The sequence below is a fragment of the Mesorhizobium sp. KR9-304 genome, assembly GCF_040049215.1.
Lineage (GTDB): Bacteria > Pseudomonadota > Alphaproteobacteria > Rhizobiales > Rhizobiaceae > Mesorhizobium_K.
Genome location: NZ_JBDZDN010000001.1, coordinates 1,650,858 through 1,666,224, shown reverse-complemented (window position 1 = coordinate 1,666,224; position 15,367 = coordinate 1,650,858). Strand labels below are relative to the sequence as shown.

Sequence of the window (15,367 nt, the reverse complement as noted above, 5' to 3'; positions counted from 1 at the left end):
TTTTGCGTCGGTGAAATTCGGCGTTGAGTGCCTTGCGTCGATGATCGGGCTAAGGCGCGGATTTCGTTCCCCGGCTTTTTTGCCGTTTTCACAACTGTACTATTGCTGCAAAAAGAACGTCAATCCATAATCGGGATGCGAGCGACGAACCGGTGCTCGCCGCGAAAGTCCGCAACATGCAGCCGACCCGCCAGCGCCCCCGCTCCAATCACCTGGATCTCGCCCAGCGCATCCTGGAGGCGGTGCGCCGCGGCGGTTTCCGGGCCGGCGACCGTCTGGCCGAGCAGCAGATCGCCTCGCTCTGCAACGTCTCGCGCACGCCGGTCCGGGCGAGCCTGCGCCTGCTGGCCGGCCAAGGCGTCGTGCGGTGGGAGAAGGACAGCGGCTACACCCTGGCAATCGATCCCGCCGGCGCGATCGAGGCCGCCGCCGACCTTCCGAGCGCTGAGGAGGACCGCCTGGCCGAGTCCATTTTGCGGGATCGCGCGGCGCGCCGCCTGGACGACACGGTTACCGCCAGCGCCCTTTCACAACGTTACACAAGCGACCGCCGAACGGTACTAAAGGCGCTAAGAATACTGGAGGGCGGAAACTGGATCGAGAAGGCTCCCGGCCAGTCGTGGCTCTTCCGCCCGGCGCAGGCGGGGCCGGAGGCGCTTGCCGAAAGCTACGACTACCGCCTGCTTCTGGAGCCGGCCGCGTTGCTGACGCCGGGCTTCAGGTTGGACGAGGCGCAGGCCGCCGCCCTGCGTTTCGGCATGGAGGCGCAACTCGCCTCGCCGGAGGTCACCTTCGACGCGCGCGAATTCCAACGCCTCGACATCGAGTTCCACGGCATGGTCGCCCGCGGCGCCGCCAACCGTTTCGTTGGCCAGGCGCTTGCCGATCATCTGAGGCTGAGGCGTATGCCGGGCGCTATGCACGCCGTGAACGTCTTTCGCCTGAAGCAGTCGACGCGCGAGCATCTCGCCATCCTCGACCAGCTCGAAAGCAGGCAGTTCGAAGCGGCGGCCGATCTCATGCGTCTGCATCTGCGCCTCTCGCGCAGCCAGCGGCCGCAGGCGGCGAGCCGCGGCGCGCCGGTCCTGCCTGCGACCGGCAGGACCGACGAGCGGAACGGCAGATGAAGTCGCGCGCCGCACCGATCGTCGCGCTGTTCCCTGAAGCGAGCTTCGGCGCTGCGCTGAACTGCATCGGCGTCGCGCAGGCGTTGCGCGAGCGCGGTGCGCGGCCCGTCTTCATCTGTCATCCGGGCTTTTCCGGCCTGTTCGCCGATTATGGTTTTCCGGAGCACCAACTGCCAGCGAGCGAACGCGCCGGCGACCGCCCCGATACGTGGCAGTCGTTCGTGCGCCGGCACCTGCCGCATTTCAACCTCTCGCCCCTCGAGCAGCTCGACACCTATGTCGGTCCGACCTGGGAGGCGATCGTCGACACCGCAATCGGGGCGGAGGCCGGGCTCCGCCGGCTGCTCGCCCGGCTGAAGCCCGACGCGGTTGTGCTCGACAATGTCGTCATGTTCCCGGCGCTTGCGACCTCCGCCATCCCGTGGGTGCGCATGGTCTCCTGCGCCGAGACCGAGTTGCCCGACGCCAACGTGCCCCCCTATCTATCGGGCCTCGCGGCCGACGACGCATCGCGGCCCTATTTCGAGAAGCGCTATCTCGAGGCCGTCGCGCCGGCGCATGAACGGTTCAACCGTTTTCGCGTGGGAACGGGACTGCCGGCGCTGCCGCCGGGCATCTTTCTCGAAACCTCGCCCTGGCTCAACCTTCTGCTGACGCCGCAAATCGTGCGCCGCGAACGCGCGGTGCCGCTCGACCCCGATAAATTCGTCTACCTGGAGGGGTGCGTGCGCCGCGAGGGCCCGTTCGACCTGCCGGACTTCCCGCGCGGCGAGGGGCCGCTCGTCTATCTCGGCTTCGGCAGTCTCGGCGCCGCCGACGTCGATCTGATCGAACGGATGATCGCGGTCTTCGCGTCCTTCCCGGCGCGCTTCATCGTCAATGTCGGCGGATTTCGCGAGGCCTACCGCGCGGTGCCGGACAATGTCTATCTCGATGCCTGGTTTCCGCAGCCCTCCGTGGTCGCCAGATGCGACCTCTTCATCCATCACGGCGGCAACAACAGTTTTTGCGAGGCGCTGTATTTCGGCGTGCCCTCGCTGATCATGCCCTATTGCTGGGATGGTCACGACAATGCCGAGCGCGCCGTCGAGACCGGCGTCGGACTTCGCCTCGACCGGGCTTCGTGGACGCCGGCCGGGCTGACCGCGGCGATCGCATCACTGCTCGACGATCGATCCATGCGCGGTCGTCTTCGGACGAACGCCGCGAGCATGGCCGCCGCACCCGGCACGGCGCGCGCCGCCGATGCCATTCTCGGTCTTGTCGGGCGATAGGGACCGCGCGAAAAAAATATGTCCGCGATGGTGCACTGCGGCGTAAGCGCTCTGTCGCATCGCCGCAATTGTGTTACGATCAAGGCTCCGACCGACTGGAGGCAAGCATGACCGACGACCGTCAGCAGCGCATTCGTCAACGTGCCCACGCTATTTGGGAAAGTCACGGACGACCTCACGGCGCAGACCAGGACCATTGGGACCAGGCGACAAGGGAAATCGACGCGGAGGCCGCGGCGGCGAAGAAAAAGCCGGCCCGCGCGGCCGCGGTCGCGAAGCCCAAGGCCGCCGCCAAGGCACCCGCCGCCAAGGCGGCTCCAGTCGCCAAGAAGCCGGCAGCCAAGCCCAAGGCGAAGTAGTCGGGTCCACAAGGCCGATCGCCTGACACGTCGGACCGCGGTCCGGCGGTGAGTTGGTTGCGGCCATGGCTGTTTCGGCAAGCGTCTCTACAGCATCGGACCGAAAAGTGCGCAGCGGTTTTCGGACAAATCCGATGCTGAAACAAAGAGATAGCGACGCAGCGATTCCGACTGAGCGTTCGCCGCTCTAAAGTTTCAGCGGCTTGGCCGCCTTGAAGAAGTCCGCCCAGGGATCGGGTCTCTTCAGCGCGTCGTCCAGCGCCTTCGAGCCGATGGAAAAGTCGGCGGGGCCGACACCGTCGCGCACCATGTCGAAAGTTACCGGCACCGCGACCGTCGCGTTCGGCTTCGCCCGCGAGGACCATGGCGCCACCGCGGTCGATCCCCTGCCGTTGCGCAGATAATCGACAAAGACGCGGCCCTTGCGCGCCTTCTTGGACAGCACCGACGTGTAGCGGCCGGGATCCGTCTGTTCCATGGCGCGGGCAAAGTCGTGCGAGAAGGTCTTCACCGTATCCCAGTCTGCCTTGGGCTTCAGCGGCACCACGACATGGAATCCCTTGCCGCCGGATGTCTTGACGAAGCTCGGCAGGCCGAGCGCGTCGAGCCTGTCCTTCACGTCGAGCGTCGCTGCCCTCACGTCCTCGACGCCCAGTCCTTCGTCCGGGTCGAGGTCGAAGACGATCTGGTCCGGCATCTCGATGGCGGCGAGCGTCGAACCCCAGATATGGATCTCGACGACGCCGAACTGCACCAGCGCGGCAAGTCCGTCGAAGTCGCGGATGGAGAGAAGCTCCTCGCCGTCCTCGGGATCGGCCGTGCGGATGATCGCCTCATGCATGCCCTTCGACGCGTGCTTCTGGAAGAACCGCTGCCCGTCGATGCCGTCGGGCGCGCGCACCAGGCTGAGCGGCCTGTCGACGATGAATTGCTCGATGCGCGGCCAGACCTTTTCGTAGTGCTCGAGCAACCCCTGCTTGCTGATCCCGGCCTCGGGCCACAACAGTTTCTCGGGACTGCTCAGGGTGACGGACATGGCTTTCGGCCTCTTCGATATTTCCTTCGAGGCGCGCGGCGAACGCGCCTTTGTAATATCGGCGGCTGCGCCATCGTTCGCCGCCATTCCCGTCTCCGCCACGACCTCGCTCGCGGGCTTGTCCTCGCGCAAGCCCTGGAAGGAGGCCTGGCGCAGGATGCCGTCGTCCGTCCAGCTCCTGAACTCGACCTCGGCGACGAGATCGGGTTTTGCCCAGACAACCTTCCTGTCCTTCGCCGGTTCGCCCCCGACCGGCGGCCGCTTCGTTCTGATGCGATCGAGCCGCTTCTTCAGATCGTTGGTGACGGTGCCGGAAAAGCCGGTGCCCACCCGGCCGCCATAGTGCAGCTTGCCGTCCCTGTGGTAGCCGACCACCAGCGAGCGCAAGCCCCGGCCCGTGGCTTCCGACGGCACGTAGCCGAGGATGACGAATTCCTGCCTCAGCGTGCATTTGGATTTGATCCAGCCGAGGCTCCTCCCGGCTTCGTAGGGTGCGTCGGCGCGCTTGGAGATGATGCCTTCAAGCCCCATCCTGCAGGCATGCGCCAGCATGGTCTGGCCGGCCGTCTCGAAATGTTCGCTGTAGTGAACCGGTGCATGGGCCAGGCCCGTTCCTACAAGCCGGTGCAGCTTCGCCTTCCGCTCAAGCAGCGGCTCTCCGCGCAGGTCGACGCCGTCGAGATGCAGAAGGTCGAAGGCGTAATAGAGCATGAGGTCCGTCCTGCCCGAAGAAAGCGCGGCCTGGAGCGCCGAGAAGGAAGCGACGCCTTGGTCCGAAAGCACGACGATCTCGCCGTCGATGACAGCGTCTTCGCAATCGAGCGCCGCAAGGGCTTCCGGGATGGCGCTGCCAAACTTGGCGGTCCAGTCGAGACCCTTGCGCGTGAACAGCGTGACCTTGCCCTGGGAGACATGCGCCTGGATGCGGTAGCCGTCGAACTTGACCTCGTGCAGCCACTCGTCCCCCGACGGCGGGTTCGAGCGCAGCGTCGCCAGCTGTGGCTCGATGAAGCCGGGCATCGGCTTGCTGCTTTTTCGCGCCTTCGGCTTGGTGACCTGCAGCGCCTTGGCGATCGGCTTCCGGCGCGGCGGCTTTCCGGCCGCGACCTCTTCGACCGTCCGGCCCGATTTCACCGAACGCGGCTGTTCCAGAAGAATGTCTTCGCCGGGCCGCGCAAACGCGTCGTCGGCCTTGATCAGCAGCCAGTTGTCGCGTTTTTCGCCGGCTTTGCGCTTCAGCCGCACGAGGTCCCAGAGCCCGTGCAGCTTCTGGCCGTCGAGCTCGAAGCGGATGTGGCCCTTTTTCATGCCCCAGGCCGGGTCGAATTCCGGCGTCCAACTGCCCTCGTCCCACAGGACGACGGTTCCAGCGCCGTAGCCTTCCGGGATGATGCCCTCGAAGGTGCGGTACTCAAAAGGATGATCCTCGACATGGACGGCGAGCCGTTTGTCGGACGGGTCGAGGCTCGGGCCGCGCGTCACCGCCCAGCTCCACAGGACCCCGTCATGTTCGAGCCGCAGATCGTAGTGCAGCCGGCGCGCATCGTGTTTGTGCACAACGAAGACGCCGCCGGCGCTTTTCGGCTTTCCGGGCTTGGATTTGCCGGACGGTTCGGGCGTGCGCTTGAAGTTGCGTTTGGCGCGGTAGCTTTCGAGGCTGTCCATGGCTCAGCTTTTTGGCTTGCCCGACGGAGCCTTCCTTGTGGGCGGCGCCTTCTTGCGTGGCGCGGGCTTTTTCGCCTGGACCTTCCCTGGCGCTTCCTTGCTCGCCGCTTTACCGGCGGCCTTCTGCTCGCCCGCCGCCAGGCTCTTCTTCAAGGCATCGAAAAGGTTGATGACGTTGGACGGCTTCTCCTCGGTCTCGCGCACCGACACCTTCTTGCCGCTCTTCTTGCGCGACTTGATCAGGTCGAGCACGGCCTTCTCGTAGCGGTCCTCGAAGGTGGCGGGGTCGAACTTGCCCTTCTTCCTCTCGATCGTGCGGGTCGCGAGTTCGAGCAGGTCCTGGTCGAGCTTGAGCTTGTCCATCCCGTCATAGGCGTCCTCGGCCTGCCGCACCGTGTCGCCATAGCGCAGCGTGGTCAAAAGCATGCCCTTGCCGAAGGGCTCGATCAGGCACGGCCGTTCGCGCTGGTAGAGCACGATGCGCGCAAGCCCGGCCATCTTCTTGTCCTCCAGCGCCTGCCGGATGACGGCGAAGGCCTCCTCGGAAACCTTGTCGGCGGGCGTGAGGTAGTAGGGTTTTTCGATATAGACAGGATCGACGTCGGCCTTCTCGACAAAGCTGTCGAGGCTCAGCGTGTGCGAGGATTCGATCTGCACCGCCTCGATGTCCTCATCCTCGATGATCAGGAACTCGTCCTTTTCGACCTCGTAGCCGCGCACTTCGTTCTTGTCGTCCACCGGCTTGCCGCTCACCGAATCCATGTATTGCCGGCGGACCGCGTTGCCGGTCTGGCGGTTGAGCGTGCGGAACGATACTTTCTCGCTCTGGGTCGTCGCTCCCGACAGCTCGACGGCGCAGGTGACGAGGGAAAGTTTCAGATAGCCTTTCCAGGCAGGGCGAGGCGCCATGACGAACTCCGGCTCGTTGCGGTTTCAGTCTACGACCGTCCGTAGCCAACGGAAAGACGGCAAACGGCATCCTGCGCCGTCAGACATCGCACTGCTGACAATGCGGCTGGGCCGGGTCCGGATCCCGCCCGCGAAGTTCCCGCCTGCAAAGCGTCAGCCGGCTTCCCCGGCGCACCGCATCTGTCTAATGCTGTGCAGCCGCATGCAAAGAGGGAGAACAGCCATGACCGCCGCCACCACGCCCAGCTTCGAGCTCACGGGAAAGATTGTGTTCGTCACCGGCGCATCGCGCGGCATCGGCCGCGCCTGCGCGCTCGCCTGCGCCGGCTCCGGCGCGGACATGGTCGTCGGCATCCGCAAGCCCGGGGACGGCGAGGCGCTCGTCGCCGAGATCGAGGCACTGGGCCGGCGCGCTTTCGCGGTCCGCATGGACCTGTCGGACCTGGACTCGGTGCGCGCCGCCGTCGCGCAGGCGCACGACCATTTCGGCCGCATCGACGTGCTGGTCAACAATGTCGGCATCGGCCCGGAAAACCTCGCCGAGGACGTCACCGAGGCTGACTTCGACTATACGGTGAACATCAACCTCAAGGGCACCTTCTTCACCACCCAGGCAGTGGGCAAGCTGATGATGTCGAGGAAATCCGGGCGCATCATCAACATCAGCTCGCAGGCGGGATCGGTCACGCTGCGCGGGGAGTCCATCTATTGCATGACCAAGGCCGCCATCAACCATCTGACGCGCTGCCTCGCGGCGGAATGGGCGCGCCACGGCATCACGGTCAACAGCATCGCGCCGACCTTCATCTGGACCGACGGCACCCGGCCCAGCCTCGACCAGCCCGAATTTCACGCGCATGTGCTCGCCCACATCCCGCTCGGCCGGATCGGCGATCCGATCGACGTCGCCGGCGCCGTCGTGTTCCTCGCCTCGCCGGCGGCGTCGCTGATCACCGGCGCCAACATCATGGTCGATGGCGGCTGGTCGATTGCCGGAGGATGACGGACATGGAGAAGGCCCAAAGCCGGCAACCGGTCACCGAACTCGACACGCCTTGCGTCACCATCCTGCTCGACCTCATGGAGAACAACATCGGGCGCGTCCAGCGGCTGGTTTCGCAATCCGGCAAGGCGCTGCGTCCGCATATCAAGACGCACAAGATTCCGGCCATCGGCGCCATGCAGATCGCCGCCGGCGCCATCGGTCTCACCTGCCAGAAGCTCGGCGAAGCCGAAATCTTCATCGACGCCGGCGTCACCGACGACATCCTGATCACCTTCAACATCGTCGGCCCGCGAAAGACCGGCCGGCTGATAGACCTGTCGGAGCGGATCCGCAGGCTCGCCGTCGTCGCCGACAATGAGGTGGTGCTACGCGGGCTGTCGGACGCCGCCAAAGGCCACGGCCGGCAGCTGCCCGTGCTGATCGAGTGCGACACCGGCTTCGGACGCAACGGCGTGCAGACGCCGGAGGCGGCGCTCGACCTTGCGCGCCTCGCCGACAGGCTGCCGGGCGTCGAATTCGCCGGCCTCGCCGTCTATCCCAACAATGCGCCGCGCACGCTCGACTTTTTCACGCGCACCCTTTCCCTTTTCGAAGCGGCCGGCATGCCGATCCCGACGCTTTCGGGCGGCGGATCGCCGGCTTTGAAATCGCTCGCCGACTATCCGATGATGACCGAGCACCGCGTCGGCACCTATGTCTACAACGACGTCATGATGGTCGAGTCCGGCGTCGCGACATGGGACGATTGCGCTATGCATGTCCGCGCCACCGTGGTGAGCCGGCCGACCGAGGACCGCGCCGTCATCGACGCCGGCTCGAAGATGCTGACGCGCGAGCAGTATTTCCTCAAGGATTTCGGCCGCCTCGTCGACTATCCCGACGCCAGGCTCGCCAACCTCTCGGAGGAGCACGGTATCATCGATCTGTCGGCCTCGGCGGCGAAGCCTGAGGTCGGTGAAGTCGTCTCCATCGTACCGAACCATTGCTGCGTGGTGTCGAACATGGTCGACGAGGTCTACGGCGTCCGCGACGGCATAGTCGAGACGGTCTGGCCGGTGGCCGCGCGCGGCCTGATGCGGTGAGCGACCGGCCGGTCCGGTTCGATGCGGGTCAGAGCTTCGTCCAGGCCCCGTTCTTCTTCGACGACTTCACGCAGGCCTCCACGAAAGCGACGCCTTCCACACCGTCCTGGACGGTCGGATAGATGACGTCCTTTGCCGGCTTGCCGCCCTTCCGGCGGGCGGCGCGAATCGCCCGCGCGGCTTCCTGGTAGAGATTGGCGAAACCTTCGAGATAGCCTTCCGGATGGCCTGATGGCACGCGCGTCAGCCGCGCCGCGGCCGGGCCGGCGCCCGCGCCGGCGCGGGTGATGAGCTGCTTGGGCTGCCCGAACGGCGTGTACCACAGATAGTTCGGGTCGGCCTGTACCCATTCGATGCCGCCCTTGGTGCCGTAAACGCGCAGCTTCAGCCCGTTCTCGTGTCCTGGCGCGACCTGGCTCGCCCAGATCATGCCCTTCGCGGGGGGAGCCTTGCCGGCCGGCTTGAAGCGCAGCAGCACATTCAGATTGTCGTCCACCTTGCGGCCCGGCACGAAGGCGTCGAGGTCGGCCGAAAGCTCGGCGAGTTCGAGTCCGGAGACGAAGCGCGCGAGGTTGTAAGCATGGGTGCCGATATCGCCGGAAGCGCCGCCGGCGCCCGACTGCTTCGGATCGGTGCGCCAGGCCGCCTGCTTCTGGCCCGCCTGCTCGATCGGGTCGGTCAGCCAGTCCTGCGGATATTCCGCCTGCACGACGCGGATGTCGCCGAGCTGGCCCTTCGCCACCATGTCGCGCGCCTGCCTGACCATCGGATAGGCGGTGTAGTTGTGGGTGAGCACGAACAGCTTGCCGCTCTTTTCGACCAGCGCGGCGAGCTTCCTGGCGTCGGCGAGGTTCGAAGTCAGCGGCTTGTCGCAGATGACGTGGATGCCGGCTTCAAGGAAGGCCTTCGCCGCCGGATAGTGCACGTTGTTTGGCGTCACGATCGCCACCACCTCGATACCGTCGGGCCGCTTGGCTTCTGCCTTCGCCATCTCGGCGAAGCTCCCATAGCTACGCTGGGGATCGAGGCCGAGTTCCGCGGCCGAAGCCTTGGCGCGTTCCGGATTGGACGACAGCGCGCCGGCCACCAGCTCGAACTCGCCGTCCATGCGCGCCGCCAGCCTGTGCACCGCGCCGATGAAGGCGCCCTGCCCGCCGCCGACCATGCCGTAGCGGATGGGTCCCTTGCCGGATTCAACCTGTCTGCCGCTGACCATTTCTCTCTCCCTGAAAAATCAAGATTGGTAGGGGAGTACGGGAATAGGGGAGATAGGGGAACGAGCGTCTACACCCGAGACCATACTGCTGTCATACCTACTTCCCTAATTCCCCTGCTAACCTACTCCCTCAAATCCCCATCATCGCCTTGAGCAGCTTCTTGTCCGTCGTGCCGCCGGCGAAATCGTCGAACGCCTTTTCGGTCACACGGATGATGTGGCTGGCGATGAAGGGCGCGCCCTCGGCCGCGCCGTCCTCGGGATGCTTGAGGCAGCATTCCCATTCCAGCACCGCCCAGCTGTCGTAGTCGTATTGCGCCAGCTTGGAGAAGATGCCGGAAAAATCGACCTGTCCGTCGCCGAGCGAACGGAAGCGGCCGGCGCGGTTCACCCAGCCCTGATAGCCGGAATAGACGCCCTGCCGGCCGGTCGGGTTGAACTCGGCGTCCTTCACGTGGAAGGCCTTGATGCGCTCGTGATAGATGTCGATGAAGTGGAGATAGTCGAGCTGCTGCAGCAGGAAATGCGACGGGTCGTAGTTGATGTTGGCCCGCTTGTGCCCGCCGACGGCGTCGAGGAACATCTCGAAGGTCGCTCCGTCGAAAATGTCCTCGCCGGGATGGATCTCGTAGCCGACATCGACGCCGGCATCCTCATAGGCGTCCAGAATCGGCTTCCAGCGCTTGCCGAGTTCGGTGAAGGCCTCCTCGATCAGGCCGGCCGGCCGCTGCGGCCACGGGTAGAGATAAGGGAAGGCCAATGCGCCGGAGAAGCTGACGGAAGCGTTCAGCCCGAGATTGCGCGACGCCTTGGCGCCGAACTTCATCTGCTCGACCGCCCATTTCTGGCGCGCCTTGGGATTGTTGTGCACCGATGGCGGCGCAAAGCCATCGAACTGGGCGTCATAGGCCGGATGCACCGCGACCAGCTGGCCCTGCAGATGGGTCGACAGCTCGGTGATCTCGACGCCTGCTTCGGCGCAGATGCCCTTCACCTCGTCGCAATAGGCCTTCGAGGTCGCCGCCTTCTTGAGGTCGAACAGGCGCCCGTCCCAGGTCGGGATCTGCACGCCCTTGTAGCCGAGCCCGGCCGCCCATTTGGTGATCGACTTCAGCGAATTGAACGGCGCGGCGTCGCCCGCGAACTGCGCCAGGAATATTGCAGGTCCCTTCATCGTCTTAGGCACGAAATCCTCCTTCGTCCTGACCGGCTGCGGTCAGCAATCGGTTTGCATCCTTGTCGCTGAATGTCCAGCAGATTGCCGGGCCGCCTTGGGACCATGGCCGGCGGCGCCGCCCCGGACCGCCGGCCATCAGCCCTTCCCCCCATGGACGCCGGACGCATTACTCAAATATCGGCTTTCCATGTTTGCTCGCCCCGTCTGGTATTACCAAATTCCTCGATCTGGTCAAGCCAGCCGGCAAGTATGCCGGGCCGGGTGAAAAATTTCGAGCCCCGTAATAATTCCATTTTGTTCAACAACTTAAGGCGAGTCCCCATGGTCCGGAGCTGCTGGCTTGCAGGTGCAAAATTTTTGCTATAGTGGTCAATCCAACCCTAATTGGTCGAACCAGATTGGCGCAGTGCCGTCCGTCCAACAAGGGAAGCGAGCTAGCCAATGCCGTCGCGCGGCTCTGCGCGGGCGATTTTTCGGGAGAGAGAAGACCATGCATCTTTCAACGCATAACTGGATGCGCGCCGAGCCGCTGGAGGTGACGCTCAAGCGGATCAAGAAATTCGGCTACGAGTCAATCGAGATTTCCGGCGAACCGGAACAATACAAGCCGGTCGAGACGCGCAGGCTGCTGAAGGAACATGGCATACGCTGCTGGGGCGCGGTGACACTGATGCTCGGCGAGCGAAACCTTGCCGCCAAGGACCAGGGCCAGCGCGAGCGCTCGGTGCAGTATGTCAAGGACGTGCTCACCATGGTGAGCGAACTCGACGGCGAGATCATCACGCTGGTGCCGGGAACCGTCGGCAAGGTGGTGCCCGATGGCTCCCCCGAGGAAGAGTGGAAATGGCTGGTCGACGCCACGCGTGAATGTTTCACCCACGCCAGGAAGGTCGGCGTCAAGATCGCTGTCGAGCCGCTCAATCGGTTCGAGACCTACATCTTCAATCGCGGCGAGCAGGCGCTGGCGCTGGCCGATGCGGTCAGCCCCGAATGCGGCGTCTGCCTCGACGCCTATCACCTCCATATGGAGGAGTTCGACGTCGAGGAGGCGATCCGCAAGGCCGGCAAGCGCCTGTTCGACTTCCACATCGCCGACAACAACCGTTTCGCCGCGGGCCTCGGCACCATCGACTGGCCGAAGATCGTCGGCATACTCAAGGACATCGGCTATGACGGCGCGCTCACCAACGAGTTCGTCGCTCCCGTCGACCGCACGCCGGCCAACCGCTACCCGGACATGGTCGAGCGCAACCCCGTCGATATCTCGCCCGAGCAGCTGAAGTTCATCCAGGACCACGGCTCCAGCGTGCTGACCGAAAAATTCTACACCGACCAGATGCGCATCACGGCGGAAACGATCCTGCCGCTGATCGGCAAGAAGATGCCGGCATAAGCGGGACGCAAACCGGGCAACGATCAGTCCGCCTGCGGCCGGCCGCGGCAAAGGAGCAGAATGCGCATCAAGAGCGTCCAGGCCTGGTGGGTCCGCATCCCCATCGAAACGAGCCGCCAGCATCGCAGCGACTTCGGTCAGGTGCGCACCTTCGACGCCGCTATCCTGCGCATCGAGACCGATGACGGGCTGGTCGGCTGGGGCGAGGGCAAGAACGCCGCCGGCAGCGCCGGCGACTACGGCGCGCTGGTGCATATGCTCAACCACGAAGTCGGCCCGCAGCTGATCGGCAGGAATGCCGGCGACATCGGCGTGATCTGGGAGATGCTCTACAACGGCGTCCGCTCCGACCTTGCCGTCAAGGAAGGCCATGCCATGCCGCAGATGGCCCGGCGCGGCGCGACGATCGCGGCGATCAGCGCGGTCGATATCGCGCTGTGGGACATACTCGGCAAATCGCTGAACGTGCCGGTCTGGCGGTTGCTCGGCGGCCGCAAGCTGGAGCGCATGCCGGCCTATGCGTCGGGCGGCTGGGCTTCGGCCGACAAAATCGGCGAACAGCTGCAGTCCTATATCGACCAGGGCGGCTTCAAGGCGGTGAAGATGCGCGTCGGCGCGATGGACGGTGCGCCGCACATATCGGCCGGGCGCGTGCAGGCCGCGCGCAAGGCGATCGGTCCCGACATCGAGCTGGCGGTCGACGCGCACGGCACCTACACCGTCGCCGGCGCGCGGCGCTTCATCCAGATGGTCGAGGATTGCAACCTCGCCTGGTTCGAGGAACCCGTCGTCGCCGACGACAAATCGGGCATCGCCGAGGTGCGCGCGGCCGGCAACGTTCCGGTCGCCACCGGCGAGAGCGAGGCGACGCGCTACGCGTTCCGCGATCTTGCCGTGCTCAAGGCGGCCGACATCTTCCAGCCCGACCCGGCCTTCTGCGGCGGCATCAGCGAGGTGATGAAGATCGGCGCCATCGCCAGCGCCTTCAACCTGCGGCTGGCACCGCATCTGTGGGCCGGCGCGCCTTGCTTCTTTGCCGGGCTGCATATATGCGCGGCTTCGCCGGCTACCTTCACGGTCGAATATTCGCTGGGTGCAAACCCCATGATTCACGACCTTGTCGAGGATAAGATCGAAGTATCCGACGGTCTGATTGCGATCCCGGAAAAGCCCGGCCTCGGCTTCACAATCTCGGAAAAATTCCTGGAGACCCACGCCCAGGGCGCATAGGGTCGGCATGTGATCATGAAAGAGAAGAACCTCCTCGCCGAACTCGCCGCCTACCTGTTCTCCGCTTCCCACGGAGACACGGGGCGCACCCCCTCCGAGCGCGAACTGGCCGAGCATTTCGCCGTCAGCCGCGGACAGATCCGCGAGGCGCTGGCCATCCTCGAGGCGATGCAGATCGTCGAGCGCCGCGCGAAATCCGGCATCTATCTCACCACGCGGCAGGCCAGCGTCGAGGCGATGGCGCTGTTCGCCAAGGCCGGCGTGCCGCTCGACCCGGTCCAGATCTATGAGACGGTGGAGCTTCGCAAAATCCACGAGATCAAGGCGGCCGAACTCGCCTGCAGCAGAGCCACCGAGGAGAATTACGAGCGGCTGCGCGAGATCCTGCACGAATCGGAGTTGCGGCTCGCCGCCGGCGAGGGCATCGCCAAGGAGGACCGCGACTTCCATCTCGAGATCGTGCGGGCGACGAAGAACAGCGTCTTCCACAAGGTCTGCAGCGTCTATTACGTCATGGGCGAGCGACGCCTGCCGATCTATTTCCAGGACCCCGAACGTGGCCGCAAGTCGCATGCCGAGCACCTGCAGATTTTCGACGCGCTCTTGAAGCGTGACGGTAATCTCGCCCAGGCGCTGATGAGCGCGCATCTGCAGGGCGTCGAGAGCTACTGGAAGGGGCTCATCCAAGGGGGCACCGAAGAGGCGGGAAAGACGCTGGAGCGCGCCTAGGGCGATTCCAGGAAAAGTGGCAACCGGCTTCCGTCCGGAATTGCGAGAACACAACGAGTTAGGGCACGATCCCGAACTGTACGACCGCGCAAGCTTGGAGTGGCAACCGGTTTCGGAAGAGTTCATGCCCAGACAGAAAAAGCCCGTCATCTTCTCGACGCATACGCTGCACCCGCAAGCGGCCGCGATGCTCAAGGACCATGGCGATCTCGTGGTGGCCTCGGCGATCGATCCGGTGACGCTGGCCGACGAGGCGCGCGACGCCGACATCGTCATCGTGCGCGCCAACCTGCCGCCGATACTCTTCGAGCGCGCCCAAAAACTGCGCGCCGCGATCCGCCACGGCGCCGGCCTCGACATGATCCCGGTCGACGCGGCGACCAGGGCCGGCGTGCTGGTCGCCAACGTGCCAGGCGCGAACGCCCGAACTGTGGCCGAGCATGTGCTGTGGACCTCGATGGCGCTGCTCAGGAAATTCCGCCAGGTCGACCGAGACCTCAGGCAGAAGGGCTGGCTCGCCGGGCGCGACCACGCCAACGACGGCAACGATCTCTCTGGCCGTACGATGGGCGTCGTCGGTTTCGGCGCCGTCGGCAGGCATGTCGCCGAGATCGCGGCGAAGGGTTTCAGCCTAGACGTCATCGTCAACAGCCGCACGCCCAGGGATCTGCCTGATCATGTCCGCTTCGCCTCGGTCGACGAACTGGTCGAGGCGAGCGACATCGTCGTGCTCTGCTGCCCGCTGACGCTGGAGACGACCGGCCTGATCGGCCGCGACCGCATAGCCCTCATGAAACCCGGCGCGCTGCTGATCAACGTCTCGCGCGGGCCGGTCGTGGAGGACGCGGCGCTGCTCGAGGCGCTGTCGTCCGGCCGCATCGCAGGTGCGGCGCTCGATGTTTTTTCGACGCAGCCGCTGCCATCGGATCATCCCTATTTCAGCTTCGACAATGTGATCATCACGCCGCACATGGCGGGCATCACCGAAGAGAGCATGATGCGCATGGGGCTGGGCGCGGCCGAGGAGGCGATCCGCGTGCTCTCGGGCGATTTGCCGGCGAACTTGCGCAACCCGGAAGCCGTCGAGCACTACCGCCGGCGGTTTCCGTGAAGCCTCGCCCTGCACCGACGGTATGAGCGACGATCCTCGCTGACCTGCATTCC

General features: G+C 65.1%; 13 protein-coding genes. 9 read left to right on the top strand and 4 right to left on the bottom strand.

Annotated elements, in window-relative coordinates; all coding sequences use genetic code 11:
- Nucleotides 1–152 precede the first annotated feature (152 nt).
- The 3 genes from ABLE71_RS07905 to ABLE71_RS07895 all read left to right on the top strand — a co-directional run bounded on the left by ABLE71_RS07905 (nucleotide 153) and on the right by ABLE71_RS07895 (nucleotide 2,760).
- Nucleotides 153–1,127, top strand: coding sequence for a GntR family transcriptional regulator (locus ABLE71_RS07905; RefSeq protein WP_348782796.1), 975 nt, complete (start codon nucleotides 153–155; stop codon nucleotides 1,125–1,127).
- Nucleotides 1,124–2,401: a glycosyltransferase gene (locus ABLE71_RS07900; RefSeq protein ID WP_348782795.1), complete on the top strand. Its 1,278-nt coding sequence runs from the start codon at nucleotides 1,124–1,126 to the stop codon at nucleotides 2,399–2,401. Before ABLE71_RS07905 ends, ABLE71_RS07900 begins: the two co-directional genes overlap by 4 nt.
- Nucleotides 2,402–2,508: 107 nt before the next feature.
- Nucleotides 2,509–2,760, top strand: coding sequence for a DUF2934 domain-containing protein (locus ABLE71_RS07895; protein WP_348782794.1), 252 nt, complete (start codon nucleotides 2,509–2,511; stop codon nucleotides 2,758–2,760).
- 187 nt (nucleotides 2,761–2,947) lie between these two features.
- Here ABLE71_RS07895 and ligD read toward each other — a convergent pair whose 3' ends face one another.
- Together ligD and ABLE71_RS07885 are read right to left on the bottom strand one after the other, a co-directional pair.
- Nucleotides 2,948–5,461 carry a DNA ligase D gene (ligD, locus tag ABLE71_RS07890; protein WP_348782793.1) on the bottom strand — a complete coding sequence of 838 codons (2,514 nt, stop codon included), beginning with the start codon at nucleotides 5,459–5,461 and terminating at the stop codon, nucleotides 2,948–2,950.
- A gap of 3 nt (nucleotides 5,462–5,464) precedes the next feature.
- Nucleotides 5,465–6,370: a Ku protein gene (locus ABLE71_RS07885; protein WP_348782792.1), complete on the bottom strand. Its 906-nt coding sequence runs from the start codon at nucleotides 6,368–6,370 to the stop codon at nucleotides 5,465–5,467.
- Nucleotides 6,371–6,593: 223 nt separating this feature from the next.
- On the opposite strand from ABLE71_RS07885, the gene ABLE71_RS07880 reads away from it, so the two are divergent.
- Both ABLE71_RS07880 and ABLE71_RS07875 read left to right on the top strand, forming a co-directional pair.
- Entirely contained in the window at nucleotides 6,594–7,373 is a 780-nt protein-coding gene (locus ABLE71_RS07880; protein WP_348782791.1) for a 3-oxoacyl-ACP reductase family protein, read from the top strand.
- A 5-nt stretch (nucleotides 7,374–7,378) separates the two neighbouring features.
- The gene (locus tag ABLE71_RS07875) at nucleotides 7,379–8,458 is read left to right on the top strand and encodes an alanine racemase (protein WP_348782790.1); all 1,080 of its coding nucleotides are present in this window, start codon (nucleotides 7,379–7,381) and stop codon (nucleotides 8,456–8,458) included.
- Between the two features lie 28 nt (nucleotides 8,459–8,486).
- Here the strand turns inward: ABLE71_RS07875 and ABLE71_RS07870 are convergent, their stop codons facing one another.
- Entirely contained in the window at nucleotides 8,487–9,674 is a 1,188-nt protein-coding gene (locus tag ABLE71_RS07870) for a Gfo/Idh/MocA family oxidoreductase (protein WP_348782789.1), read from the bottom strand.
- Between the two features lie 130 nt (nucleotides 9,675–9,804).
- Complete coding sequence (locus ABLE71_RS07865; RefSeq protein WP_348782788.1) at nucleotides 9,805–10,860, bottom strand: sugar phosphate isomerase/epimerase; 1,056 nt, start codon at nucleotides 10,858–10,860, stop codon at nucleotides 9,805–9,807.
- A 481-nt stretch (nucleotides 10,861–11,341) separates the two neighbouring features.
- On the opposite strand from ABLE71_RS07865, the gene ABLE71_RS07860 reads away from it, so the two are divergent.
- From ABLE71_RS07860 to ABLE71_RS07845, 4 genes are all read left to right on the top strand, one after another.
- Nucleotides 11,342–12,244, top strand: a complete 903-nt coding sequence (locus ABLE71_RS07860; protein ID WP_348782787.1) for a sugar phosphate isomerase/epimerase family protein — start codon at nucleotides 11,342–11,344, stop codon at nucleotides 12,242–12,244.
- Nucleotides 12,245–12,304: 60 nt separating this feature from the next.
- Nucleotides 12,305–13,474, top strand: coding sequence for a mandelate racemase/muconate lactonizing enzyme family protein (locus ABLE71_RS07855; protein WP_348782786.1), 1,170 nt, complete (start codon nucleotides 12,305–12,307; stop codon nucleotides 13,472–13,474).
- Nucleotides 13,475–13,489: 15 nt separating this feature from the next.
- On the top strand, nucleotides 13,490–14,203 hold the full coding sequence (locus ABLE71_RS07850) for a FadR/GntR family transcriptional regulator (RefSeq protein WP_348782785.1): 714 nt from the start codon (nucleotides 13,490–13,492) through the stop codon (nucleotides 14,201–14,203).
- 124 nt (nucleotides 14,204–14,327) lie between these two features.
- Nucleotides 14,328–15,314, top strand: coding sequence for a hydroxyacid dehydrogenase (locus ABLE71_RS07845; protein WP_348782784.1), 987 nt, complete (start codon nucleotides 14,328–14,330; stop codon nucleotides 15,312–15,314).
- Nucleotides 15,315–15,367 lie beyond the last annotated feature (53 nt).